22 protein-coding genes are annotated in these 23,835 nt (G+C 67.8%); 5 read left to right on the forward strand and 17 right to left on the reverse strand.

From position 1 onward, the window contains the following. Positions 1 to 139: 139 nt before the first annotated feature. The gene (rpsO, locus tag ACFC0O_RS06800; protein ID WP_309231729.1) at positions 140 to 409 is read right to left on the reverse strand and encodes a 30S ribosomal protein S15; all 270 of its coding nucleotides are present in this window, start codon (positions 407 to 409) and stop codon (positions 140 to 142) included. 126 nt (positions 410 to 535) lie between these two features. Continuing rightward, positions 536 to 1,489, reverse strand: coding sequence for a bifunctional riboflavin kinase/FAD synthetase (locus ACFC0O_RS06805; RefSeq protein ID WP_375954454.1), 954 nt, complete (start codon positions 1,487 to 1,489; stop codon positions 536 to 538). Positions 1,490 to 1,656: 167 nt separating this feature from the next. On the opposite strand from ACFC0O_RS06805, the gene ACFC0O_RS06810 reads away from it, so the two are divergent. Then, entirely contained in the window at positions 1,657 to 2,433 is a 777-nt protein-coding gene (locus ACFC0O_RS06810) for a metal-dependent transcriptional regulator (protein WP_375954456.1), read from the forward strand. 42 nt (positions 2,434 to 2,475) lie between these two features. Here ACFC0O_RS06810 and ACFC0O_RS06815 read toward each other — a convergent pair whose 3' ends face one another. From ACFC0O_RS06815 to ACFC0O_RS06825, 3 genes are all read right to left on the reverse strand, one after another. Continuing rightward, positions 2,476 to 3,210, reverse strand: coding sequence for an SDR family oxidoreductase (locus ACFC0O_RS06815; protein WP_375954457.1), 735 nt, complete (start codon positions 3,208 to 3,210; stop codon positions 2,476 to 2,478). 81 nt (positions 3,211 to 3,291) lie between these two features. Further along, positions 3,292 to 4,185: a LysR family transcriptional regulator gene (locus tag ACFC0O_RS06820; protein WP_375954459.1), complete on the reverse strand. Its 894-nt coding sequence runs from the start codon at positions 4,183 to 4,185 to the stop codon at positions 3,292 to 3,294. Between the two features lie 103 nt (positions 4,186 to 4,288). Continuing rightward, on the reverse strand, positions 4,289 to 4,714 hold the full coding sequence (locus ACFC0O_RS06825; RefSeq protein ID WP_375954461.1) for a DUF4345 domain-containing protein: 426 nt from the start codon (positions 4,712 to 4,714) through the stop codon (positions 4,289 to 4,291). A 107-nt stretch (positions 4,715 to 4,821) separates the two neighbouring features. Between ACFC0O_RS06825 and ACFC0O_RS06830 the strand changes: the two genes are divergently transcribed. Next, complete coding sequence (locus ACFC0O_RS06830) at positions 4,822 to 5,406, forward strand: TetR/AcrR family transcriptional regulator (protein ID WP_375954463.1); 585 nt, start codon at positions 4,822 to 4,824, stop codon at positions 5,404 to 5,406. On the opposite strand, the gene truB is transcribed toward ACFC0O_RS06830, so the two are convergent. The 3 genes from truB to ACFC0O_RS06845 form a co-directional block, all read right to left on the reverse strand. Next, positions 5,403 to 6,338 carry a tRNA pseudouridine(55) synthase TruB gene (truB, locus tag ACFC0O_RS06835; protein WP_375954465.1) on the reverse strand — a complete coding sequence of 312 codons (936 nt, stop codon included), beginning with the start codon at positions 6,336 to 6,338 and terminating at the stop codon, positions 5,403 to 5,405. The two genes, ACFC0O_RS06830 and truB, sit on opposite strands and share 4 nt — an antisense overlap. Next, on the reverse strand, positions 6,338 to 7,012 hold the full coding sequence (gene npt, locus ACFC0O_RS06840; protein WP_375956000.1) for a 4'-phosphopantetheinyl transferase Npt: 675 nt from the start codon (positions 7,010 to 7,012) through the stop codon (positions 6,338 to 6,340). Before npt ends, truB begins: the two co-directional genes overlap by 1 nt. Before the next feature lie 139 nt (positions 7,013 to 7,151). Next, positions 7,152 to 7,721: a TetR/AcrR family transcriptional regulator gene (locus tag ACFC0O_RS06845; protein WP_375954467.1), complete on the reverse strand. Its 570-nt coding sequence runs from the start codon at positions 7,719 to 7,721 to the stop codon at positions 7,152 to 7,154. 95 nt (positions 7,722 to 7,816) lie between these two features. On the opposite strand from ACFC0O_RS06845, the gene ACFC0O_RS06850 reads away from it, so the two are divergent. Then, positions 7,817 to 8,254 (forward strand): DoxX family protein, encoded by a 438-nt coding sequence (locus tag ACFC0O_RS06850; RefSeq protein ID WP_375954469.1) that lies wholly within the window; start codon positions 7,817 to 7,819, stop codon positions 8,252 to 8,254. Positions 8,255 to 8,287: 33 nt separating this feature from the next. Here ACFC0O_RS06850 and ACFC0O_RS06855 read toward each other — a convergent pair whose 3' ends face one another. The 4 genes from ACFC0O_RS06855 to ACFC0O_RS06870 all read right to left on the reverse strand — a co-directional run bounded on the left by ACFC0O_RS06855 (position 8,288) and on the right by ACFC0O_RS06870 (position 14,694). Then, positions 8,288 to 9,442 carry an XdhC family protein gene (locus ACFC0O_RS06855; protein ID WP_375954471.1) on the reverse strand — a complete coding sequence of 385 codons (1,155 nt, stop codon included), beginning with the start codon at positions 9,440 to 9,442 and terminating at the stop codon, positions 8,288 to 8,290. Positions 9,443 to 9,552: 110 nt separating this feature from the next. Then, positions 9,553 to 10,494 carry a metallophosphoesterase family protein gene (locus ACFC0O_RS06860; protein WP_375956003.1) on the reverse strand — a complete coding sequence of 314 codons (942 nt, stop codon included), beginning with the start codon at positions 10,492 to 10,494 and terminating at the stop codon, positions 9,553 to 9,555. Between the two features lie 122 nt (positions 10,495 to 10,616). After that, positions 10,617 to 13,001, reverse strand: coding sequence for an Ig-like domain repeat protein (locus tag ACFC0O_RS06865; RefSeq protein WP_375954473.1), 2,385 nt, complete (start codon positions 12,999 to 13,001; stop codon positions 10,617 to 10,619). Positions 13,002 to 13,011: 10 nt separating this feature from the next. Next, positions 13,012 to 14,694: an Hsp70 family protein gene (locus ACFC0O_RS06870; protein ID WP_375956006.1), complete on the reverse strand. Its 1,683-nt coding sequence runs from the start codon at positions 14,692 to 14,694 to the stop codon at positions 13,012 to 13,014. A gap of 50 nt (positions 14,695 to 14,744) precedes the next feature. Here ACFC0O_RS06870 and grpE point away from each other — a divergent pair, with 50 nt between their 5' ends. Further along, positions 14,745 to 15,287 (forward strand): nucleotide exchange factor GrpE, encoded by a 543-nt coding sequence (gene grpE, locus ACFC0O_RS06875; protein ID WP_375954475.1) that lies wholly within the window; start codon positions 14,745 to 14,747, stop codon positions 15,285 to 15,287. A 45-nt stretch (positions 15,288 to 15,332) separates the two neighbouring features. After that, entirely contained in the window at positions 15,333 to 16,457 is a 1,125-nt protein-coding gene (locus ACFC0O_RS06880) for a Rieske 2Fe-2S domain-containing protein (protein ID WP_364630953.1), read from the forward strand. On the opposite strand, the gene ACFC0O_RS06885 is transcribed toward ACFC0O_RS06880, so the two are convergent. The 5 genes from ACFC0O_RS06885 to ACFC0O_RS06905 all read right to left on the reverse strand — a co-directional run bounded on the left by ACFC0O_RS06885 (position 16,454) and on the right by ACFC0O_RS06905 (position 23,666). Beyond that, positions 16,454 to 17,806 carry an MATE family efflux transporter gene (locus ACFC0O_RS06885; RefSeq protein WP_375954477.1) on the reverse strand — a complete coding sequence of 451 codons (1,353 nt, stop codon included), beginning with the start codon at positions 17,804 to 17,806 and terminating at the stop codon, positions 16,454 to 16,456. The two genes, ACFC0O_RS06880 and ACFC0O_RS06885, sit on opposite strands and share 4 nt — an antisense overlap. A 166-nt stretch (positions 17,807 to 17,972) precedes the next feature. Beyond that, on the reverse strand, positions 17,973 to 18,947 hold the full coding sequence (locus ACFC0O_RS06890; RefSeq protein ID WP_375954479.1) for a glucosyl-3-phosphoglycerate synthase: 975 nt from the start codon (positions 18,945 to 18,947) through the stop codon (positions 17,973 to 17,975). Then, positions 18,944 to 20,692, reverse strand: coding sequence for an ArnT family glycosyltransferase (locus ACFC0O_RS06895; RefSeq protein ID WP_375954480.1), 1,749 nt, complete (start codon positions 20,690 to 20,692; stop codon positions 18,944 to 18,946). Before ACFC0O_RS06895 ends, ACFC0O_RS06890 begins: the two co-directional genes overlap by 4 nt. 86 nt (positions 20,693 to 20,778) lie before the next feature. After that, complete coding sequence (locus ACFC0O_RS06900) at positions 20,779 to 22,254, reverse strand: MFS transporter (protein ID WP_375954482.1); 1,476 nt, start codon at positions 22,252 to 22,254, stop codon at positions 20,779 to 20,781. After that, positions 22,251 to 23,666, reverse strand: coding sequence for a condensation domain-containing protein (locus ACFC0O_RS06905; protein WP_375954483.1), 1,416 nt, complete (start codon positions 23,664 to 23,666; stop codon positions 22,251 to 22,253). Before ACFC0O_RS06905 ends, ACFC0O_RS06900 begins: the two co-directional genes overlap by 4 nt. Positions 23,667 to 23,835 lie beyond the last annotated feature (169 nt).

The raw sequence follows: 23,835 nt of genomic DNA on the forward strand, positions 1-23,835 counted from the left end.
TGTTGGCGTGCATACGGCAGCGTTCACCGGATGCACGAAAGGCCAACGAGGAGATTCTATGCCTCCCCGTCGGCCGGTTCGTCAACTGCCTGCGGCAGTCGTGTTGTGTCGCGCGAATGCGCGACGATGCGTCAGCAAATTAGCGACGCAGGCCCAGACGCTCGATCAGCGAACGGTAGCGGTTGATGTCGTTGGCCTGCAGGTACTTCGACAGACGACGACGGCGACCGATCAGCGCGAGCAGACCGTGGCGGGTGTGGTGATCGTGCTTGTGCACCTTCAGGTGCTCGGTGAGATCGGCGATGCGCTTGGACAGCATCGCGATCTGAGCCTCCGGAGAACCGGTGTCGGTCGGGTGCAGGCCGTACTCGGCCAGAATGGCCTTCTTCTGCTCGGTGGTCAAAGCCACAGCATTGCTCCTGAATTTCCAGTCCGCGCGAAAAGTCCCGGGCGAGCCCGGTCGGGCGCTGCCGCGGACCGCAGCAAACCCAGCGGATCAGGTTACCGGACCGCTGACCTGGACTGTTAATCGGGGCTAATCGACGGTCTGGGCGGTGAGCACTTTGCGGGCCTGGTCGACATCGCGGCCGATGGCCTCGACCAGTTCCTCGATGGAGTCGAATTTGCGCATTCCGCGCAGCTGTTCGACGAAATCCACCGCCACGTGCTTGTCGTAGAGATCGCCGTCGAAATCGAGGATATGCGGTTCGACCGTGCGGGAACGCCCGTCCTCGAAGGTCGGATTGGTGCCCACCGAGATGGCCGCCATGCGGCGCACTTGATAGGGGTCGTCCAGGGCGGTGAACCATCCGGCGTAGACGCCGTCGGCCGGAATCGCGCCGCGCGGGACGGGTGCCACATTGGCGGTCGGGAAGCCGAGCGCGCGACCGCGGGCGTCACCGTGCACGACAACGCCCTCCACCCGATGCGGGCGGCCCAGGGCTTCGGCGGCCGCGGCCACATCGCCCGAGGACAGGCAGGCGCGAATATAGGTCGAGGAGAAGGTGACCGCGTGCTCGCCGAGCAATTGCACGCCGTCGACCTCGAAACCGAAGCGCGCGCCCAGTTCACGCATGGTGTCCACGGTGCCCGCGGCCTGCTTGCCGAAGGTGAAGTTATCGCCGACGACGACCTCGGAGACGTGCAGTTTGTCGACGAGCAACTCCTGCACGTATTCCTCGGGCGTCAGCTTCATGAAATCTTTGGTGAACGGCATGACCAGGAAGACGTCGATGCCGAGTTCCTCCACCAGCTCCGCGCGGCGGTTCAGCGTGGACAGCTGCGCCGGATGCGCACCGGGCCGCACCACCTCGAGCGGATGCGGATCGAAGGTCATCAGGACCGACGGAACACCGCGCACCGCAGCGGATTTCACCGCACGGCTGATGAGCTGGGCGTGACCGCGGTGGACGCCGTCGAACACCCCGATCGTGAGCACGCACCGGCCCCACTCCGCGGGCATCTCGTCGAGGCTTCGCCATCTCTGCACACCGGAAGCCTACTGAAAGCGCGTCTCGGACAATATTCGGCCGTGCGGATCTTCACAGCGGCGAGCGTGCTCGTCATCACCCGTTCACCCGCGCGCAGCCGCCCGTAACCTGTGCCGCGCGGCCTTGCCGACCAGCGTGCGCGCCGATGTGGGAAACCGCTGCGGCTGTGCCTAAGCTCGGTGACGTGCCCGGAAAACGAGACATCGCCACGCGCCGCGAGCTGGCCGATCCGTCCGAACCCACCGGTACCTCCACCGCCGTCGCGACCAGTGTCGCGCCGGTTCTGTCCTCCGTCGCGCAGGACTATTTGAAGGTGATCTGGACCGCGCAGGAATGGTCGCCCCAGGAGAAGGTGTCGACCAAACTGCTGGCCGAACGGATCGGAGTGTCGGCCTCGACCGTCTCCGAGGCCGTCCGCAAGCTCGCCGATCAGGGATTGGTGGAACACGCCCGCTACGGCGCCATCACCCTGACCGAGGACGGCCGCCGCGCCGCCATTGCCATGGTGCGCCGGCATCGGCTCATCGAGACATTCCTCGTCAATGAACTCGGCTACGGCTGGGATGAAGTCCACGATGAGGCGGAGGTGCTCGAGCACGCCGTCTCCGAAACGCTCATGCTGCGCATCGACGCCAAACTCGGCTACCCGGACCGGGATCCGCACGGCGACCCCATCCCCTCGGTGGACGGTGCGGTGCCGACCCCGCCCGCCCGGCAGCTGAGCGATTTCGGCGATGGCGAGACCGGGCGGGTCGCGCGCATCTCCGATTCGGATCCGGCGATGCTGCGCTATTTCGATTCGCTCGGCATCGCCCTCGATACGCCGATCGCGGTGGTGGAGCGGCGGGACTTCGCCGGAACCATCGCCGTGCGGGTGGACGATCGCACCATCGATCTCGGCAGCATTGCGGCCGAGGCGATTTGGCTCACCCACGAGAACTAGCGAACAGCGATTCGCGAAGCCGTATCCCGCGGGACGCGAGCCTCAGACCAGTCGGTGACCGCCGTCGACGTGCAGCACGGTGCCGGTGATGAAGGGGTTGCGCAGTAGCGAAAGCGCCGCCTGCGCAATGTCTTCCGGGGCACCCAGGCGGCCCGCCGGGAGTCTTTCCGCCATGGCGCGCAGGCGGTCTTCGCGATCGTCCCAGGGCATCTTGTCCCAGATGCCGGTGCGCACCCAGCCCGGGGAGACCGCGTTGACGCGGGTCGGGGCGAGTTCCACCGCGAGGGCGCGGGCCAGACCTTCCAGGGCCGCGTTGACCGCAGCCACCATGGCACCGCCGGACGCGGGGCGGTAGGCGGCGATTCCCGAGGTGAAGGTGAGTGATCCGCCCGGGGTGATGCGGGCGTGTTTGGCCAGCAGCATGGAGCCGACCAGTTTGGTCTCGATGAAACCGCGGCCGTTGGTGAAGTCGAAATCCTTGATGGGGCCGTAGGTTCCGGTGGTGTCACCGGCGGTGGTGATCACATGGTCCACCGCGCCGATGGTGTCGAAGAGCCGTTCGACCTGTTCCTCGTCACCCACGTTCGCGGTGATGGCGTTCAGTTTTCCGTCGCCCAACTCGCGCACCGCGTCGGCGAGGCGCTCGGCCGAGCGGCCGACGATCGTCACCTCCGCGCCCGCCGCCAGCAGTGCGTCGGCGATCGCCAGGCCCATACCCGAACCGCCGCCGATGACTACCGCGCGGCCGATCTCGTTCTCGAATCCCTTGTGTGTCATGCCATTCAGCCAACCGGGCTTGACAGCGCCCGTCCATGTCGCAGCCCCGAAGCCGGGTTAGCGGCGGGCTAACGGCGGCGGTCAGGGTGCGAATCGAATACCGCCGGTGAGCGCTTCGGCGACGGTGTGCAGGGCGGAATTGCGGGCGGCGGGACGCCAGGCGGCCACGTAGTTCACCACCAGGGGGCGCGGTTGCAGTGGGCGCCACACCAATCCGGGTGCGGACGCGGTGCGGGACGAGCCCAGGCCGATGGCGGCGGGGCGCATCGGGAGCAGCGACAGCATTTGCGCATGGCTCATGGCGCTCTCGCTGAGGGCGACGGCCGCACCGCGTTCGCGCAATTGGGCGAGCATGGAATCGTGCAGTTCGGGTGCGGTATCGCGGGCGAACATGATCAATTCCTGATCGCTCAGATGCGCCGGTTCGATGGTGTCGCGGCCCGCGAGCGGATGCTCGCGGGACATCACGATGCCGAGTTCCTCGGCGGCGATACAGGTGCTGGTGAGATGGTCCGGCAGCCGAATCGGCATGCGCAGCACCGCGAGATCGACATCCTCGCGATCGAGCAGTCGCACCTGATCGGCGCTGGGGCCGCCGGTGAGCACCACCCGCGCACCCGGCTGCCGCGCCTTGAGCAGCGCCTCGATGCGGGCGGGCAGCCAGGTCGGCGCACCGTTCACCACACCGAGCCGGAAGACCGCGCGCTCGGGATCTGCTACCAGCCGCGTCTCGCGCAATGCTGTTTCGGCGGCGTCCAGCACGTTCCGCGCCGTCTTCAGCAGTACCTCACCGGCGGCGGTCAATTCGACCCCCTGCGATCCCCTGATCAGCAGCGGCCCGCCCACCTCACGCTCGATGGCGCGAATCTGCTGACTCAGCGTGGGGGTGGAAATGAACAGCCGCTCCGCGGCCCGGCGGAAGTGCAATTCTTCCGCTACCGCCACGAAGTACCGCAACTGCCGCAATTCCACCACCAGAGCACTGTAGGCCGCGCAGGTGTCGCCCAGGGTGGTAGCGCATTACCGGTGAGATCATCACGGCTGTCCCCCAGGCTGATTCGACACGCCACCGCACCGCTCAGTGGGTGGGAAGTGCCCCGCCCGGTACGGCGGCAGGGCCAGTGCGCGGACGGCGGTCCTCGACGGCGGCGAGCCAGAACCACACCGGCGGCAGCGCCACCTCGATGGCGGTGAGCACCAGCTGGAACCAGTGCGGCCAGCCGTGCACCGCGATGGAGACCGCGCGGCCGAACGCCCCGAGCGCGAAGATTCCGGCCAGCCAGCGGATGGCGGTGGTGTCCACCGGATCGCGCCGCGCCGCCCACAGCCAGGCCAGGCCGTAGCCGAGGAAGATCGCGCCGAAGAATCTGGTCTGGCTATCGGCGGTGGCCCCGTCCGATCCCATATCCGGGATGCCGTCGATACCGGCCACGATATGGAAAATCCCGATGGCGACACAGGCGTAGCCCATGAGCAGGCTCAGCCATTTGAGTGCTGCGGTCATTCGATCCTCCCGAATCGAGTTGGTTCCCAAAGATTCCCGCTTAGTTGACGCACGTCTACTAAGAGAGGCTAGAACGCTAGTAGACACACGTCAACTAAGCTGATCCCGTGACCCGCCGCCGCCTCTCCCCCGACGAACGCCGCCGCCAGCTCATCGACAGCGCGGCGCGGCTGTTCGCCACGCACGACTACCCGACCGTGCACATGGAGGACGTGGCGAACGCGGCGGGCATCTCACGGGCGCTGCTCTACCGCCACTTCCCCAGTAAGCCCGAGCTTTTCGCGGCCGTGTACCAGCAGGCGGCGGAACAGCTGCTGGTCGATACCAGCCTGGACCCGGACATTCCCCTGGCCGATCAGATCGCGGCGGGGTTGGATGTGCATTTCGACTACTTCGAGGCCAATGCCAAGACCGTGGTGGTGGCCAACCGCCTATTGATCGGCGATCCGGCCATCCAGGCCATCATCACCGGCGAGCTGGCCACGCTGCGCGAACGGATGCTCGATGTGCTGGGTGTGGAAGGTCAACCGCGCCAACTGTTCTCGGCGGTCATCATGAGCTGGCTGACCTTCGTGCGAGTCCTCACCGTGGAATGGCTGGAGAACCCGTCCTGCCCCCGGCCGGTGCTGCGCGATGTGTGCGTCGGCGCGCTGCTGGGGGCGCTGGAACCGCTTGCGGCTCAAGCCCCTTAGAGATTCGCGGGGCGGATGACCATGACCGAGGAGGCGCGCTTACCACTCTCCTTCAGCAGGGCGATGGCGTGACCGGTGGAATCGATTGCGGCATAGACGCCCTGGATGCCCGCCGGATCGAGCCAGCGGCCGTTGCGGAGGTCTTCGGCCTGGGTGTCGGTGATCTCGCGGATCGGGAAGGCGGCGCGCGCGGCCTCGTCGATATCGAGGCTCAGCAGCGGATCACCCGCCGTGGCGGCGGCCTGCAGCGCTTCCAGGGTGCGGGCGTGTTCGAGGGTGAACGGGCCGACCCGGGTGCGGCGCAATGCGGTGAGATGGCCTCCGACGCCGAGCTTTTCGCCGAGGTCGCGGGCCAGTGCGCGAATGTAGGTGCCGGAGGTGCATTCGACCTCGACATCGAGATCCACGAATTGTTCTGTGCCGGTGTCGATATCGCGACGCGCCAGGATGTCGAAGCGGCTGACGGTGACGGGGCGGGCGGCCAGCTGCACATCCTCACCGGCCCGGGCGCGGGCGTAGGCGCGCTCACCGTTGATCTTGATGGCGCTGACCGTGGCGGGCACCTGCTGGATATCGCCGGTCAATTCGGCTACGCCCGAGGCGATTTCGGCATCGGTCACCTGCGCGGCGGAGGTGGTCGCGGTGACCTCGCCCTCGGCGTCATCGGTGATGGTGGACTGTCCGAGCCGAATCGTGGCCGTGTACGCCTTGGTGGTCAGGATCAGCTGCCCGAGCAGTTTGGTCGCCCGCTCGACCCCGAGCACCAGCACGCCGGTCGCCATCGGATCCAGGGTGCCCGCATGCCCGACCTTCTTGGTGCGCAATATCCCCCGGCTCTTGGCGACCACATCGTGACTGGTCCAGCCCTGTTCCTTATCGACGATCACCAGCCCGCCGAGGGCGTCGACGACCGGGGTGCGCTTCTCGCTCATCAGCCCTCCACGATCGCGGTCAGAATCAGGCCGTCCGAGATCAGCCAGCGGCCGTCGAAGCTCTTCAGCGGTGCGCCACCATCGATGGCCAGGCCCGGAATCAGCAGTTCGGTGTGGAAGGTGCCCGCACCCGTGCCCTCGGATTCCTCATCGACGGTGAAGGTGATGTGCGCGTCCTCGAAACCCAGCCAGATGCCGGTGAGCGGACGCCAGGTCTTGTAGGTGGCCTCCTTGGCGCAGAACAGCAATCGATCCAAATGCAGTCCGGTGCCGGGCAATACGGCTTTGAGCCAGTCGCGCTCGGGAGCCAGGCTGACCGAATCGAGTACACCGTCGGGCAGCGCCGCATGCGGTTCGGCGTCGATGCCGACGGACCGGAAGCGCAGCTTGTGCGCCAGCGCCGCGGCCTTGTAGCCGTCGCAGTGGGTGATGCTGCCGACGACGCCGCGCGGCCACTGCGGGCCGCCGTCCTCGCCCTTGCCGATGGCGACCGCGGGCTCACCGAGCTGGGTCAGCGCCTGCCGGGCGCAATGCCGCGCGCCGATGAAATCGCGCCGCCGCTTCTCCACGGCCCGGGCGATCAGATGCTCTTCGGCGGGATGGGCCTTCAGGTCTTCGGGGTACGCCGTCAGTTCGGCCGCGGCGATACCGTCGGGAAGAATTCTGCCGAGAATGCGCGCCGACTCCGTCGCCGCGACCGTCCGCTCTTCGATGACCGCCTCCTGATAGCACCACCACTTACCGGTCAAGAGCCTACCGGCCGAGCTCCGGACACCCGGGCCCACCGGGTACCGACCCCATGCCCGGCTTCGGTCAGTCGAATCGGACCGTGGCGATCATGCTGCGGGCCAGGGCTTCCGGATCGGGTTCGAAATTGAGCGGTGACTGCTCCAGTGCGCCCTCGCGCCACAGTACGGCGAAACCGTGCACCATCGACCAGGCCGCGAGCTGGGTCGCCAGCTGCGGCTGTTCGCCGGGATCGGGTTGATTGGCGGCCGCTCCGGCGCGCAGGGCGGCCCCGGATCGATTGCGCGCCTGCACAAGTCGCGCATCATCGGTGTGCAGTAGATCGCGGCGGTACATGACGTCGAAGTGACCGGGATGCCGGAGTGCGAAGCGGACGTAGGCGATGGCGGCGGCGCGGAAATCGCCGTCGGCCGCGTTCAACTCCGCGGTGAGCAATTCGAAGCCCTCGATGGCCAGTGCGGTGAGCAATCCGGCCCGATCGCCGAAGTGATGCGCGGGGGCCGCGTGGGAGACCTCCGCGCGCCGGGCCAGGCTGCGCAGGGAGATCGCGTCGACGCCGTCGGCGGCGATCTGTTCGGCGGCTGCGGCCAGCAGGGTGGCCCGCAGGTCGCCGTGGTGATAACTGGTCTTCGCCATGACCCCATCATGACCGGCAATCTTGCCATTGACAAGTTCCTCGTACGGATCTAATCTTTCCACTGTCAAGATTGCTCGAAACGCAGGAGAACCCGATGGCCCCCTTGCTCGTACTCGCCGTCGTCACCGCACTCACCCGATTGCTCGGCTGGGTCACCGGCAATGCCTGGCTCGATTCCTGGCCGCACAGCACGGCACTGGGATTGGCCGCCATGTTCGCGCTCACCGCGAGCGCGCACTTCATTCAGCCCAAGCGGGACGGCCTGATCGCCATGGTTCCGACGATGTTCCCCAATGCCGCCGCCATGGTCACGCTCACCGGCGTGCTGGAGATCGCGGGCGCGGTGGGACTGCTGCTGCCGCCCTTCCCGCGGATCGCGGCCGTGGCGCTATTCCTGTTGCTGCTCATCATGTTTCCGGCGAATGTGCGGGCCGCCCGGGAGGATGTCGGGGTGAAGACCATGCCGCTGCCACTGCGGACGGTGGTGCAGGTGATCTTCCTCGGTGCCACGGCGCTGGTCGCGCTGGGCTGAATCATCGTGCGCCGGTGCGGGAATCGACCGCGATCAGTAGTGAATCGGGCCGTCCGTCTCATCGAGCGGACGGCCCGAGGCGCGTCCGGACTCGGCAATGAGTTGCGCCGCAATGGAAACGGCGGTCTCGTCCGGTGTGGAGGCGTTCAAATCCAGGCCGAGCGGGCTGCGCAGCCGCCGGAGCTGTTCCGATGTGACGCCCGCCGCGAGCAGGCGTTCCACCCGATCGGCATGGGTGCGGCGCGAACCCAGCGCACCGACGAACGCGATCCGTTCGATGCTCAGCGCCTCGGCGAGCATGGGCACATCGAATTTGCTGTCGTGGGTGAGCACGCACACCACGGTGCGATCGTCGATCCGGCCGCTCGCGTATTCGCCGCGCAGATAGCGGTGCGGCCAATCCACCACCACCTCGTGCGCGGCAGGGAAACGCGTTGCGGTGGCGAAGGTTTCGCGGGCGTCGACGACCGTGACGCGATAGCCGAGTTGTGCGCCGAGACGGCTCAGGGCGCGCACGAAATCATTCGCACCGGCCAGGATCATGCGGGCGGGTGGGCCGAAACTCTGCACGAAGGAGCGCGCGGGGAAGGCGCTGTCCGCGCATTCGTCGGACCCGATGATTCCGGTTCGCCCGGCGCGCACCATATTCAGCGCATCGCGGCTCACAAATGCGCCGCCGCCGGATACCGCTCGCACCTCGCCATCGGGTGCCGCACCGCCGTCGACCATTCCTCGCGTACCGGTCTCCGATTGCGCGACGGCACGATCGGCCGGGTGTATGAGCAGCCATGACGGGTTCGCGGTGAGCGTCGTCGCCAGTGCGACCGCTCGCCCGGCGCGCATCTCTCGATCCAGTGCCCGCAATTCCGGGAGCCGGGCGGCATCGACGCGTTCGAGGCAGATTTCCATTTCGCCGCCACACGTCAAACCGACAGCAAACCCGTCCGGATCGGCGATGCCGAAGCGCTCGAGCACCGCCTCGCCGTCGGCAAGTACGCCGCGCGCGGATTCCACCACGGCCGCTTCGACACAGCCACCCGAGAGCGAACCGATCACCTCACCCGAGCCGGTCACGACCATGGCCGCACCGATCTCACGCGGTCCGGCCCCGGTGACCGCGACCACCCGGGCCAGCACCACCGGGCCTTTTCGGACCCGGTCGATCAGCTGGGGCAGCACATCGCGCATACCTCCATCATCGCCGCCCGATGCCGCGCGCGCTCGCGCGCACACGAGATAGCAACGTCAGCGCAACATGCGGGCCGGTGGTGGGCCGATTACCGGCCCCCGGCTCGCAACTAGGCCAGACCCCGGCGGCGCTGGGCTTCCTCGCGCATCTTCAGGGCGGCGGCCTGCATCTCGGGAGTGATCTTGAAGTGGCCACCCCACTCGTTCAGGGTGTCGCCGTAATCCGGCGTCGGCAGAATCTGCCGGAGCAGCTTCTCCGGCAGACCGCGGCGCTGCCATTCGCGCGGATAACCGAGCGAGACCTCTTCGAAGCGCACACCGTCGTGATAGGTCGTGCGCGGGATGTGCAGATGCCCGTAGACCGAGCAGACCACGTTGTAACTGGTGTGCCAATCCGCGGTGAGATCGGTGCCGCACCACAGCGCGAACTCCGGGTACCAGAGCATATCGGTGATCTCGCGCAGCAGCGGGAAGTGATTGATCAGCACCACCGGGGTGTCCGCGGGTAGCGCGTCCAGGCGGCGCTGGGTGTACTGCACGCGGGCGTGACACCAGGCGTCGCGGGTCAGGTACGGCTCCGAGGACAGCAGGAACTCATCGGTCGCCACCACATTGCGCTCGCGCGCCAGCGCCAGGCCCTCGGCCTTGGTGGTGGTGCCCGCGGGCAGCCACGAATAGTCGTAGAGCAGGAACATCGGGACCAGCGTCACCGCGCCGCCGTACTCCTCCGAGCCCGCACCGGTCCACACCGGGAACGGATCCTCCGGGGTCAGCACATCGAGATCGCGGCAGATGGACACCAGGTAGTCGTACCGTCCGGCACCGTGCATCTGCACGGGATCCTTTGCCGTGGTCCACAATTCGTGATTCCCTGGCACCCAGATGACCTTGGCGAACTGGCGGCGCAGCGTTTCCAGCGCCCACCGGAAGTCATCGGTCTTCTCCCCCACGTCGCCGGCGAGAATCAGCCAGTCTTCCGGAGAATCCGCCCGAATCCCCTCCACCACGGGTTTATTGCCCGAATGACCGACATGGATGTCGCTCACCGCCATCAGTTTCGGAATCACGCAGTTCCGCCCTTCCTGTCGAGACCAGCCTTCGCGGTAACGGCGGCGGCCCCCATCAGATTCCCATGCGCACCCCGGCGGGCCGCAGGTCCCCCCGGCCGAGGCTGTCAGCGGTCCAGGTGGATGCGGGCGGTGGCGGCGAAACCGGCTGCGACGGTGAGGGTTCCCGAGGGTTCGCGGCGGCAGGAGGCGATGGCGAGGTGACAGGGGCGAGGAAGGTCCACGGGGAGTTTCGCGCCGCCGTCGATCTGATAGCGGGTGTTGGTGACCTTCCACTTGCGATCGGCTTCGGGATCATCCGGAATGCGGGGCGGGGCGTCGACGCGGGCGACCACCATGACCTCGGTAATGCCCACCGGCCAGGTGAAGGTGAGCAGCCCCGCGCGCTCGGACAGTGCGGTGACGGTCGGCATGCCGCCGGGGGCGGTGTCGGTGGCGGCCGCCGGACTCGCCCCGCCGTGCGGACCGCCCTGGCTCGCCTGACCATTCGGACGCGCCCGGCCGAACGAGCCGGGCTGACCGTCGGAGTGCACTTGACCGCCCGAGCCTGCCCGACCGCCCGAACCCGCATGTGCGCCGGTATCCGAACGGGTCATCTCCGAGGCCCGGCCTGCCACCGACGCGACCACGCCGTAGACGGGGATCGCACCGGTGCCTGCCGCGCCGTCCTCGAGAGTGGTGCCGCGGGTGCGGCCGACCACCCGCGCGGATCCATCGGGTTGTACACGGGTGACGCGGTATTCGACCTCCTCGGTCGCGGACGGCGACCAGGTAATCACCACGGTGCCATCAGGTTGGCGCGTTGCGTTCACCGGCCCGGGCGCTTCGACCGGCAAGTCCGTGAGTGCGGCGACGGTGCCCGCGTGATCCGCGCACACCTCGAAAACCGCTCGCAGTGCGCGCATTCGGGCGGCGGCGGGGGCAGGCGGCGCGGCGGCGAACAGGCGGTCGGCCTCGGCGAGCGCCGAACGCGCCTGTGCCAGTAGCTGATTCAGGGACGGGCCGCGGCTGTCGGGATTGGGCACGTCGGAGGCGGAGCGTTCCAGATACTCCAGATGCCCGAGCGCCTCCATGAACCGCTTGCCGGCGCAGGCGGTCGTCGCACCGCGCCAGTGCACGGCGGCCTCGGACAGCACCCGGTCCACAAGTTCGGCGACGGGGCGCACCGCGGTGGTACCGGCGCTGTCCGCGCCGACATACCGCTGCGCCTGTGCGACATGCCCTTTGGCCGCGAGCGGATGCCCGGCCCGCAACGCCGCCCGAGCCGCCTTCAACGGCTCCTCCCACGCCCGTGCGGGCGGCGGCGGGGGCAGTGGCGGCACCCGCCGATAGTCGGAGCCGCCCGTCCCGGCGAATGGACCGGTAGCGCTTGCGGCCGATCCGCCCGCCGCCGAACCCGGGGTCGCGTGGCCGGAGGTCGCACCGGTATCGCGCGAGCCGCTTCGATCGGGTCGGGCGAAGGAAATCGGCGGCGTGCCCGAACCCTGCTGGGTCGCAACGGAATTCGTGGGCAGGTCCATGCCCTCGACGGTGGTGCCGAGTTCTGCTGCCAGGGCAAGGATTATCTTCTCGGCGGCGGCGCGATCGACTCCGGCGGCGATGGCCTCACCGACGAGGAATTCGTAATCGCCTGCCACCAGGCTGTCCTCGACCAGGACCGCGGCGCGGACCTGGGGGCGGAGCAGGTCGGTGGCATCGTCGATGATCGCTCGGAGGTAGTCGTCGACGACGGCGTCACCCTCGAGCAGGTCGCTGACGTGCACGAGTAGTTCATCGAGCACCACCCGGACGCGGCCCGGCGGGAGTTCGCGGGTGCGGGCGCGCAAAGCCTCTGCGCGCAAATGGATCTCACCGGTTTGGCGGGCCTTGGTGAAATCCAGGCCCAGCAGCGCGAGCAGGGTGGGGACCGGTTCGCCGGGAAGCAGGCGATCGTATTCGGCGAGCAGTTTGCGAATCTGCTGCCGCCGTTGCGGACTCACACCGGTGGCGGCGGGCGTGGGCGCTGCCGTCTCGTCGAGGATGCGGTGGCGGCGCAGGCGTGCACGCACCTGATCCGGGGTCAGACCGCTCAGCTTGCCGATATCTTCCAGCCCGGGCACCTTGCCCGCCGGGATTCCGCCGTGCCGCTGCACCAGCCGGTCGATGGCGGCGTCGATCATCTCGTACCGCTCGGAATCGCGGCGTTCGCGCAACTGCTCCACGCGCTCGGCCTCCACCCGGCGCGAAGAGGCGTGCAGCAGTGGTGCGGAGAGCTCATCGTGCTCATCCACCAGCAGCCCGGCCAGCACCCGATATTTGGGGTGGTCGCGCTGTTTCTGCCAGAACCCCCACACTTCCTCGATGCGCGCCCGCACCTCGGCATCGCCGAGCGTGCCCGCCTCATCGAGCGGAATGTCGTAGAGCTCGAACGCATCCGACGCCTCGATGCCGCCGCGGCGTTCCACGGCGGCGAGCACTCGCTTGCGATAGTCGTTCGGGTCGAAGGCGTGCATGGCTCTGGTTCTACACGGCGCGGCGGCGCGTGCGCTGCAGCTGATCCAGTTCGCGGGCCACATCGGCCTGCGACAGCGTCGCCCCGGTCTGCACCGAAAGGGCAAGGGGCAGATCGGCGTCCACGTGATAGGCGGTCACGTGCAGCACACCGTCGAAGCCCATCTCGAAGGTGACCCGCACTTCACTGCCCGCCGGATAGCCGGGCGGAATATCCCGAATCCGCCCCTCCACCAGTATTTTCGAATCCTCGGGCCGGGTCGAGGCGGCCTGGCCCTGCTGTTCCACGATGGTCAGCTCGATCTGATCCTGATCGGCGCGCACGGTGCCGTAGGAGCGCCGCACCTTGATGGGCAGCGTCTGATTGCGGTGCACGAGCCAGCTCGCGGCCAGCCCGTTGTAGCTGTCCAGCGCGAGCACGCCGAAGCCGCGCGACACCACGGTGTCGACCTGGATTTCCAGCATGCGGCGCACCAGGCTCACCGGCTGTCCGAAGGAGGCGGCGACCCGGCCGACCGACTGCTCCAATTCGCGCGGATCCGCATCACGCAGTTCCGCACCGTCGCGCAGGCGGCCGCGCGTCACCAGATCGGCGATGACCAGGCGTTCCATTTCCAGCTTCTCGCCGTACAGCGCGGCACCGCGCGCCACCGAGAGATCCGGATCGCGCAGCTCGCCGACCAGGCCGAGTTCCCGCTGAAGTTGATTCGCCACCATGGGCATTCGCGAGGAACCGCCGACCAGCAGCACCCGATCCACCTGACCGACCCCGCGCTGTCCGGCCGCGGCCAGGCACGCCTTGGTGAGATCGAGGGTGCGGCGCATGAGCGAGGCCGTCATGGCCTCCAGCTCGGCGCGGGTCAGCGTGATCACCGCGCGCGCACCGTCGTGCGCGACCAGTACCTCGGTCTGCTCGGCCTCGCTGAGTTCGTGTTTGGCGCGTTCGGCGGCCAGCACCAGCATCTGCGATCCGGCCGAATCATCCAGCGGGTCTTCGGCATCCGGGTTGGCGGCGCAGAACTGCTGGGACAGGTGCAGGGCGATGCGCTCATCCCAATCCGCGCCGCCGAGTTGATGATCACCCTCGACCGCGAGCACCGCGATGCGCCGATCGGACAGTTCGATCACCGTGGCGTCGAAGGTGCCGCCGCCCAGGTCGTACACCAGCACGGTCTCGCGGCCACCGGCCTTGCCGATATCGATACTGCCGTCCAGGCGGCCGAAACCGTAGGACAGCGCCGCGGCGATGGGTTCGGACAGCACACCGGCGACATCGAAACCGGCATAGGTGCCGGCCTGAATGGTCGCGCGCCGCTCCTCGTCACCGAAATAGGCGGGCACGGTGATGACCACGCGCTGTACGGTGCCGCCACCGCCGAATTCGGCATCGGCGGCCAGGCTCTTGAGGATCAGCGAGGAGACCGCGGGCGCGGACCAGCTCTGCCCGTGCGCCATGAAGCGCCATTCGGCATCACCCATGCGCCGCTTCACCAGTGCGCACACATGCTCGGGATCCAGGCGCGACTGCCTGCGCGCGCCCTCGCCCACCACATGGTCGTTGGCGGAGGCGAACAGCACCACCGAGGGCACCGTCGGCTCCCCGTTCATGCCGATCAGAATTTCCGGGCGTCCGTCCGCGTCGATCCGCGCGATAGCCGAATTCGTTGTGCCCAGGTCGATGCCGAAGACCCCCATGGCGGCGATCGTAGCAGCCATGTCCGGCCATCGGGATTAAGGTTCGGGGCATGACCGAACCCGCGGCGGCGACCGGGAACCCTGACAGCGCAATCGAACCCGATCGCGACGGCGATACCGGGCCCGCACCCGAACGCGACGCGGACGGCACGGGCGTGCTGGCCGAACGCATCGACGATCTGACCAGGGTGATCGCCCGGCAGGCGAACACGCTCGAACGGCTGGCCGATGACGCCAAGGCGCGGGCCCAGCGTGAGCGCGCGGGTGCGGACGTACCGCTGGTGGTGGAACTGTTCGCGCTGTACGGGGATGCGCTGTCGCTGGCCGCCACCGCGCACTCCGAGACTGAGCAGGCCGCGTTCGAAACCTTCGCGGGCCGGGTGGAGCGGCTGCTGACCGGTCGCGGCGGGCATATCGTCAGTCCCGTCGCCGGGGCCGGGTTCGACGCATTGACCATGGAGGCCGCCGATGTGACGGCCACGGCCGATCCGGAGGCGGATCGCACCGTGGACAGCGTGCTGCAACCCGGGCTGACCATTGCCGATCGATCGGTCCGGCCCGCGCGGGTGATCGTTCGCCGCCATAAGGATTAAGCGAAAACGCTTCACAACTTAAGCGCGGATGCTTAATCTCGGCTCATGCAGTATCGCAGCATCGATGTCGGACAGCCCATGACCCGCTTCGCACGCGGCTGGCACTGCCTCGGACTGGCCGAAAGCTTCCGGGACGGACAACCGCACTCGATCGAGGCATTCGGCACCAAGATCGTGATCTGGTCGGACAGCAAAGGCGAGTTGCACGCGCTCGACGGCTACTGCCGCCATATGGGCGCGGACCTGTCCTACGGCAGCGTGAAGGACGACAATATCGCCTGCCCCTTCCACGATTGGCGCTGGCGCGGCGACGGGCGTTGTGCCGCAATCCCTTACGCGCGCCGGGTGCCGCCGCTGGCCAAGACGCGATCGTGGGCCACCTGCGAGGAGAACGGGCAGTTCTTCGTCTGGAACGATCCCGAGGGCAATCCGCCGCAACCCGAGGTCGCGATACCGCATATCGAGGGTATGGGCACCGATCTGTGGAGTGAGTGGAACTGGAATTCGCTGTTGATCGAGGGCGCGCACTGTCGCGAAATCATCGACAACAACGTGGATATGGCGCACTTCTTCTATATCCACTACGCGTATCCGGTGTTCTTCAAGAATGTGTTCGAAGGGCATGTGGCGACGCAGTTCCTGCACAGCAAGGGGCGGCCGGATGTGCACACCGCCTCGAACTACTCCACCGAGATGCAGCTATTGCGGTCGGAGGCTTCGTATTTCGGGCCGTCGTACATGATCAACTACCTGCACAACGACTTCGGTGAGCGGACCGTCGAAGTGGCGCTGATCAATTGCCACTATCCGGTGACGCACAATTCGTTCATGCTGCAGTGGGGTGTGAGCGTGCAGCGCATCGAGGGATTGCCGCCCGCCAAATCGGCATCGCTGGCCAAGGCGTTCGGAAAGAGCTTCGGTGTCGGATTCCTGCAGGACGTCGAGATCTGGAAGCACAAGACGCGCATCGACAATCCGCTGCTCACCCAGGAAGACGGGCCGGTGTATCAGCATCGGCGCTGGTACGAGCAGTTCTACGTGGATGTCGCCGATATCAAGCCGGAGATGACGGCCCGCTTCGAATTCGAGGTGGACACCACGCACGCCAATGAGAACTGGGAAGCCGAGGTCGCCGAGAATCTGGCCCGGCGGGCGGCCGAACAGGGTTAGGCGAGCCGCCCCGGCACATCCGCGCCGACGCGCGCCCACTTACCGGACAGGGCGCGCGCGGACACCGCGATCAGGCGCAGCACCATGAAAGCGACCAGGCCGGTCCAGATTCCGGCGATGCCCCAGTCATAGGCCAGGGATAGCCAGATCGCGGGCAGGAAGCCGAGCAGCGCCGAACCCAGCGTGGCATTGCGCAGGAACGCGGCATCACCCGCGCCGAGTAGAACGCCGTCCAGGGCGAACACCACGCCCGCGATGGGAATGATGCCGACGAAGAACCACCACACCACATGGGTGCGATCCAATACCGAGGGATCGGTGGTGAACAGGTTCGGGATCACCGTGTACCCCGCCGCGAAGATAGCAGCCAGCACCAGCGCGAATATCGTCGACCACGCGGTGATCCGCCGCGCCAAACCCTGTGCGCCACTGGCATTTCCGGCCCCCAATGCCGCACCCACCAGGGTCTGCGCCGCGATGGCCAGTGAATCCAGGGTCAGTGCCAGGAAGTTCCACAGCTGCAAGACCAGCTGATGCGCGGCCACCGAGGCCGCACCGAAGCGGGAGGCCACCGCCGCGGCGGAAACGAAACACGCCTGGAAGGCCAGACTGCGGGCGATCAGATCGCGGCCGAGCACCAGCTGCGCCTTCATGATCGCGATATGCGGTGCGAGCGGAACCCGGGACGCCACCAGCGCACCCACGAACAGCGCCGCCGTCACCACCTGACCGGCCACATTGGCGACCGCGGAACCCTCCAGCTCCAGGCGCGGCGCACCGAGCAAACCGTGCACCAGCACCGGGCACAGCACACCCGAAAGTGTCAGCCCCGCAACCACGTACAGCAGCGGTCGGCGCGTCTGCTGCACCCCGCGCATCCACCCGTTCCCGGCCATGGACAACAGGATCAGCGGCACCCCGAACAGCGCGATCCGCAGCCACGACTCCGCACCCGGGGCGATATCGTCACCGCCCGCGATGGCCCGCGTCACCGGCCCCGCGAAGATCTGCAGCACAACGACAATCGCGATCCCGACCCCCGCCGCGATCCAACTCGCCTGCACCCCTTCGACAATCGCCCCGCGCTCATCCCCCGCCCCGTGCCGCCGCGACGCCCGCGCCGTCGTGCCGTAGCTCAGAAACGTCAACTGCGAACTCACCTGCGCCAGAATCAATCCGCCGACCGCCAGCCCCGCCAGCGCCAGCGCCCCCAGCCGCCCCACCACGGCCATATCGAACAGCAGATAGATCGGCTCGGCGACCAGCACACCGAGGGTCGGCACCGCGATCCCGAGAATCCGCCCCGGCCCCGCCTGCACCGCCGCCACCCCCACCTCGGTCTCCGCCATGCAGCCACCCTCCCACACGGCCCTGACATGAGCGGGGAGCCGGACGACAGAATCTCCCCGGGCTACAGTCAGCCCGGCCACTATGGCTCCGGTGCCACCCACCCGGCCAGTGCGCCATTGGTTCCCGACGCAAATTCATGGATTCGGCATGGGAATGGGTGCGGGATCATCGGATGCCGCGGCTGGGGCGGCTCTCGACCCAGCCGGGGCGGGTGACTCCCGCCAGTGGGCGGGTGGTCGCCATGGGTGGGCGGTCGGCGAGCGATACCGTGCCGACGCTGCGATGCCAGGTGGCACCCTCCGGGCGGTAGCGGGCCAGGCCGACACCCGAATCGCAGATGCCGAGCCGGTCCAGCAGGGTCGCGATGACCTGGCGGCTCATCTCCGCCAATTCGTGGGTGGGGCGATTGCGGTGTCTGCGGGTGCCCAGATCCACCTGCGCGATGGCGGCCGCGCCGTGCCGCTGCCAGGCATCGAGCAGAATGCCGATCTCCACGCCGTAGCCGGGCGCGAAAGGTATGCCGTGCAATAGATCTCGGGTCGCGGCGTATTCGCCGCCGAGCGGTTGCAGGATATCGCCTAGTTCGGGCGCGAGCGCGGTGAGCAGCGGGCGGGCCACCAGCTGGGTGATGCGGCCGCCGCCGTCCACATCACCGGTCGGATCCAATTCCAGCGGGCGGCGGTAGTAGCCCTTCACCAATTCGACGCCCTCACCCAGCAGCAGCGGCGCGAGCAGTGCGGGCACGAAGCGCGGACTCGGTTCGAGCAGATCCGAATCCACGAACACGATCAGATCACCGGTGGTCACCGCGAGCGATCGCCATAGCACCTCGCCCTTGCCGGGCCGGGTGGGCAGATCGGGCAGCGCCTCCTCACGGGTGAATACCGCTGTGGCCCCGGCGGATCGGGCGATGCGCACGGTGTCGTCCTCGGATCCGGAGTCGATGACCACGAGTTCGTCCACGAGTGTGCCCACCAGCTGCCGAATGGACGCCAGCACGCCTGCGATGGTCGCCTGCTCGTTCAATGCGGGCAGTACGACCGAGACGGTGCGACCGCCCTTGTGCTCCAATAGCTCCGACAACGACCACTCCCGGTGAAACCAGGTGATGTCGGCCAAACCCTTCCAGTGGATCATCATGTTGTCCCTTCGCCCGAATCGAGTGCGGTGGTGTGCCATACCGGCCAGATCTGTTGCCACGGCCGGTTCGGATGGTCGCAGCGCCACAGCACGACATGTCTGGTGATGCCCGGAAATCCGAGCGGGGCATCGAGCCGCGATAGCGGCTGCACCTCCGAAAACGCTTCGCGCAGTATGGATTCCGCCGAATCCGCGCCGATATAGAGCACGGTGGTCGCGGTCGGCGGCGGCATCCCGAAGTACGCGAACCCCCGATTCGGGCTGTACACCGGCGGCAGCTCCGCGCCGAGCTGATCGAGCGCCGCTGCCTGCCAATAATTCTGGGTGATCAGCACGGTATTCGCACGTTCGCGCGGAGTCAGCCGCCGGACCTGATAGTCCACGGTGGCAACGAGTTCCGACCAGCCGTCGACGCCGTACAGGCGCATGCGGGCGGACAGCGCGCGCTGGGTATCGGTCGGATCGTCCAGCCGGAAGGCCGACAGCGGAAGTATCAGGACCACGGCCAGCGCGATACCGGCCGATACGGCCGCCGTCACGCGGATCGCACGCCACCATCTCCGGTGTTCGTACCGCTCCCACCACATCGCGCCCGCCGCCAGCAGCACCGGGAACAATCCGGCCAGATAATAGGGCCGCGATACCGTGACCAGCACGAACAGCGCCTGCACCAGTACGGCCACACCGGCGAATCGATAGGCGCGCAGCGCGGGCATTCGGAACAGCGCCCACGCACCGGCGATGGCCAGCGGCGTACCAAGTACACCGAGCAATAGCGCCACCTGAATCGGCAATCCGGCGAGTCCGCCCGTCGCCGCGCGCTGCTCATCCGCGATGACGGACCCCATCGCCAATTGCGGCCAGCCGTGGCCCGCCTGCCAGCACAGGCTCGGCACGACGGACAACGCAACCACCACCAGCGCCGCCCACAGCGCCGCCCGCCGGAACAGCGGCCGCGGCCCGAAAACCGCTATGCCAAGCGCGATTCCGGCAACGAGCACCGGTAATAGGGGCTTCACCTGAAGATCCAGCACTGCCACGGCCGCAGCGGCCGGAAACAGCCGATCATCGCGAGTTCGGCACCAGCGCAACACTATCCAGAGCAGCACCGCCGACAGTGTGGCATCGATGGCGAACGTGGACAGACTCGCGGCGGCGGTGATCAGAAACGGACTCGTGGCCCACCCCAGTGCCGCCAGCCGCTGCGCCCGACGCCCACCCCCGAACTCCCGCGCCACCCCCGCACACACCCAGATCGCCGCCACCCCGCACGCGATGGCGGGCAACCGCAGCACCGTAACCGATCCGGGCGCAACCCAATCCGCCGCCCGCGCCAGCAGCGGCAACACTGGCCCCTGATCCGCATACCCGGCCGCGACCCGCCGTCCCGCCGCCAGAAAATACAGCTCGTCACCGAAATACCCGTACCGCCCCGCCCGCAGCCACAGCAGCAACGCCGCAACCCCCGAGATCACCACCGCGCCGCGAATATCCCACGGCAACAGCTCATCTCGCCGCCCACCCCGTTGTTCACCCGGTACGGCAGGCGGCGGCACACGCCCTGCATCGGTCCCCGCCGCCGACGGAATCCTGGCAACCGAAGATGAATGCGGCGGTGAGGATTCGACGGGCCCGAGGGAATCCGCCGATGTCTCGGATTCGGGACGCGTATCCGCGGCCGCATCCCGGCCGTGCGGCGAATTCCCCGCCGCCGTATCGGACCGCGCCGCGCTCCTCTTCGCCATTTCCGGCGTGGAACAAGGTTCGGCGTCAGCCGCCCCGGTGCCGGGCGCGGCGATGTTGTCCGCGAGATTCCCTGCGCGGCGGGCGATCACGGTTGCCGCCGAGGCAGTGCGAGTGTGAATACCGCCAATAGCGCGGCCAGTCCCGCCATGATCCAGAGCACCGTGGTGATCGCCGCGAGATAAGACCCTGCCGCGGCTCGGGTGAAGAACACCGTGCCCAGTACCGCGACCCCCAGCGCGCTGCCGATCTGCTGCACCGTGGGCACGATTCCCGAGGCCGATCCGGTAGCGCGATCGACCACCCGCGCCAGCATCACCGCGGGCAGGGGTGCGGCGAACCAGCCCATACCGGCTCCGGCCGCCAGCACCGGTCCCGCCAGTTCGCGAATATCCAGCGCGGGCCCGGCGGCGTGCACGGTGCTCGCGATCGCCCCCAGCGCGACCGCGAATACCGTCACCCCCACGGTGAGCGCCCGAGTTCCCCACAGCGCCATCAGAATCGGCGAGGACAGCGCACCGGCCACGGCTCCGACCGCGAAGGGCAGCATGACCAGGCCCGCCCGCGAGGCCGACCACCCCAGGCCGGACTGCACCGCGACCGAGACGGTGAACAGCAGCGCCGTGAACACCCCGTAGAACATCGCGGTGAGCACCGACCCCACGGCGAACCCGCGATCGCCGAACAGCTCCAGCCGTACCAGCGGCTCGACGCCCCGTGCGGTACGGCGATACTGTCCCCATCCGAAGAACGCCAGCACGGGTATCGAAAGCCCCAGCAGCACAAGGGTTATCGGCGGCCAGCCCAGTGCCCGGCCGAAGGTGAGCGGATACACCAGCAACCCGAGTCCCACCGCGGACAGCACCGCACCCCCGATATCAAGCTGCTGAAGCACCAGCACCCAGCGTTCGCCCCGGCGGCGCGCTGACCGGCGCGGACGAGTGTCCGGCGCGTCCGCGACGATATCGAGGTGCCGGTGCGCCAGCGCCATCGCGATTCCGGCCAGCGGGATATTGATGAGGAATACTGTGCGCCAGCTCAATCCGAACGCATCGGCATCCACCAGAGCACCGCCCAGCAGCGGCCCGGCCATACCCGCCAATCCCGCGATCGCACCGTAGATACCGAAGACGGTGGCGTGCAGCCGCTCCGGGAACTCCCCGGTGATGATCGCGATGGTCTGCGCGGAGACCAGCGCCGCCGCGATCCCCGCCGTTCCCCGGGCGAGCGCTAATTCCGTTGCGCTGGAAGCCGTTCCACACCAGACCGATGCCGCCGCGAACGCCGACAGGGCGGTCGTGAACACCGCGTGCCGCCCCAGCAGATCACCGAGCCGGGCCGCCGTGGGCAGCGTGCACGCGAAGGTCAGCCCGTACACGCTCACGATGAGCAGTTCGGCGGGTCCGTCGGCGCGCAGATCCAGCGCCACCGCGGGCATGGCGGTATGCACGATGGTCAGGTCCAGCATCTGCATGAACACCGCTATCAGGCACGCGGCCAGGGCGATCCACGCGCCCGGGCGGAGCGCCGATTCCGTGGCGCGGCCGGTGATCCCGGCCGTCATGACAGCGCCGGGACCCGCACCGCGTAATCCCCGTCGGCGACCACCGCGCTGATGATCGCGGTCAGCGTCCGCACATAGCGCACCACCGAGGCGTGCGCCTGCACGGTATCGGGGAACAGCAGCGTCAGCGTGGTCACATCGTGAAACCTGTTGACCCACAGGAACACTTCGCCCGCACTGGCCTCACTGCCGAACAGTCCGCCCTTGATGGCGTCGAACAGATCCGCCCCCGCCATCTTGCGGACGTCGACATAGGACACCATCGGCGCGGTGAAGCCCGGCGTGACCCGGATGCCGAGATCCGGCGTCACCAATTCCAGTACCCGGTGCAGGGATACATCGGTGAGGTCCTTGGCCCGTTCGGTCGCCCGCTGCGCCGTCCCCACCAGGGAGGTGAAACTGTCCTCGGCCCGCACCGGAATCTCCACCGGGATGAGGTTGGTGTACCAGCCCACCGATGCCGACTCACCGGGCAGGGAACGGGTATTGGCCGGTGAGAAGCCGAAATATGTTTCCCGGCCTGCCAATTCGAACTCCGCCAGCGCGGCCGCGGCGAAAAGTCCGCCCAGGAACCGCCCGCCGTGCTCGGCGCACACCTGCTCGAATCGCAGCATGTCGGATTCGCGCAGCAGCGGCAGCGTCTGCTGCGCGCCCCGGGCGTATCCGCCGCCACCCAATTCGAGCGGGAAGCGCGGGACGTCACCGCCGTTGTGCCGCAGCAGATCCAGCCACTGCCAGACTTCGGGCGACTCCAGGCTGAGCCGCTCGTTGATGCGCCGTTCCCGCGCGCAATAGTCGATATGACCGCTCACGGGCGGCAGTTCGGCAGCGTCACCGGACAGTTCGGCGAAATACAGCAGCAGCAGATCCACGCACGAAAGCGCCTGCGCCACACCGTCGGTGTGCAGGTGGTCCACCGCCGCGTACAGCGTGAACGACTCGGATCGCTCGATGACGCCGAACGAGAAGCAATCCCATTCGAACGGTCCCGGCGTCTCGGCCTGCACCCGTTCGCGCAACTCCACGAGATCGGTGAACTCGCCGTGGTCGGTGGCGGCGAGCTCGATCATCTCCGGTTCGCCGACATGCCGCACGATCTGCCCGTCCGGCTCCAGCTCGAACCAGCTGCTGAAGGTGTCGTGCCTGCGCAGGAAGGCGGTCAGCGCGGCGTTCAGCGCTCGCGCGTCCGGCTGTCCGGGGAGATCGAACGAGATCATGCACAATCGCGAAACCCGCAGTCCCACCCGGGAATTGCGATGCGTCGCGCGCAGATAGGTCTGCTGCTGATACGACGGTCCGACCTCGTGCGCGGGCGCCCGCCGCATCGCGGCCCGGGCGGCGGGCGACGCCGTCCAGGTGGTGAGCCGCCCGAGACCGGGCTGCCAGTCGCCGAAGAGTCCGAACGCGACCATGAATGACCTCGATTCCACTTCCCTGATGAATCAGGTTTTCGAGTGAACGCCACCCGCCCACGCCCTGACCAGCACCGCAGCCAAAGTCTGTGACCATTCCCAAGCCGAGTCCGCCACGCCCGGATGGTCTCCCAAAGTTTGCCGATCCGCGTTGTCCGGGAATCGGATT

It is taken from the genome of Nocardia sp. NPDC056100 (assembly GCF_042266325.1).
Lineage (GTDB): Bacteria > Actinomycetota > Actinomycetes > Mycobacteriales > Mycobacteriaceae > Nocardia.

Coding starts and splice junctions, on each gene's coding strand:
- ACFC0O_RS06815 (WP_375954457.1), bottom strand. CDS start 3,210: ATGACACACAAGGGATTCGAGAACGAGATCGGCCGCGCGGTAGTCATC.
- ACFC0O_RS06825 (WP_375954461.1), bottom strand. CDS start 4,714: ATGACCGCAGCACTCAAATGGCTGAGCCTGCTCATGGGCTACGCCTGT.
- truB (WP_375954465.1), bottom strand. CDS start 6,338: ATGAGCGAGAAGCGCACCCCGGTCGTCGACGCCCTCGGCGGGCTGGTG.
- ACFC0O_RS06845 (WP_375954467.1), bottom strand. CDS start 7,721: ATGGCGAAGACCAGTTATCACCACGGCGACCTGCGGGCCACCCTGCTG.
- ACFC0O_RS06850 (WP_375954469.1), top strand. CDS start 7,817: ATGGCCCCCTTGCTCGTACTCGCCGTCGTCACCGCACTCACCCGATTG.
- ACFC0O_RS06855 (WP_375954471.1), bottom strand. CDS start 9,442: ATGCGCGATGTGCTGCCCCAGCTGATCGACCGGGTCCGAAAAGGCCCG.
- ACFC0O_RS06860 (WP_375956003.1), bottom strand. CDS start 10,494: ATGGCGGTGAGCGACATCCATGTCGGTCATTCGGGCAATAAACCCGTG.
- ACFC0O_RS06865 (WP_375954473.1), bottom strand. CDS start 13,001: ATGCACGCCTTCGACCCGAACGACTATCGCAAGCGAGTGCTCGCCGCC.
- ACFC0O_RS06870 (WP_375956006.1), bottom strand. CDS start 14,694: ATGGGGGTCTTCGGCATCGACCTGGGCACAACGAATTCGGCTATCGCG.
- grpE (WP_375954475.1), top strand. CDS start 14,745: ATGACCGAACCCGCGGCGGCGACCGGGAACCCTGACAGCGCAATCGAA.
- ACFC0O_RS06880 (WP_364630953.1), top strand. CDS start 15,333: ATGCAGTATCGCAGCATCGATGTCGGACAGCCCATGACCCGCTTCGCA.
- ACFC0O_RS06885 (WP_375954477.1), bottom strand. CDS start 17,806: ATGGCGGAGACCGAGGTGGGGGTGGCGGCGGTGCAGGCGGGGCCGGGG.
- ACFC0O_RS06890 (WP_375954479.1), bottom strand. CDS start 18,947: ATGATGATCCACTGGAAGGGTTTGGCCGACATCACCTGGTTTCACCGG.
- ACFC0O_RS06895 (WP_375954480.1), bottom strand. CDS start 20,692: ATGGCGAAGAGGAGCGCGGCGCGGTCCGATACGGCGGCGGGGAATTCG.
- ACFC0O_RS06900 (WP_375954482.1), bottom strand. CDS start 22,254: ATGACGGCCGGGATCACCGGCCGCGCCACGGAATCGGCGCTCCGCCCG.
- ACFC0O_RS06905 (WP_375954483.1), bottom strand. CDS start 23,666: ATGGTCGCGTTCGGACTCTTCGGCGACTGGCAGCCCGGTCTCGGGCGG.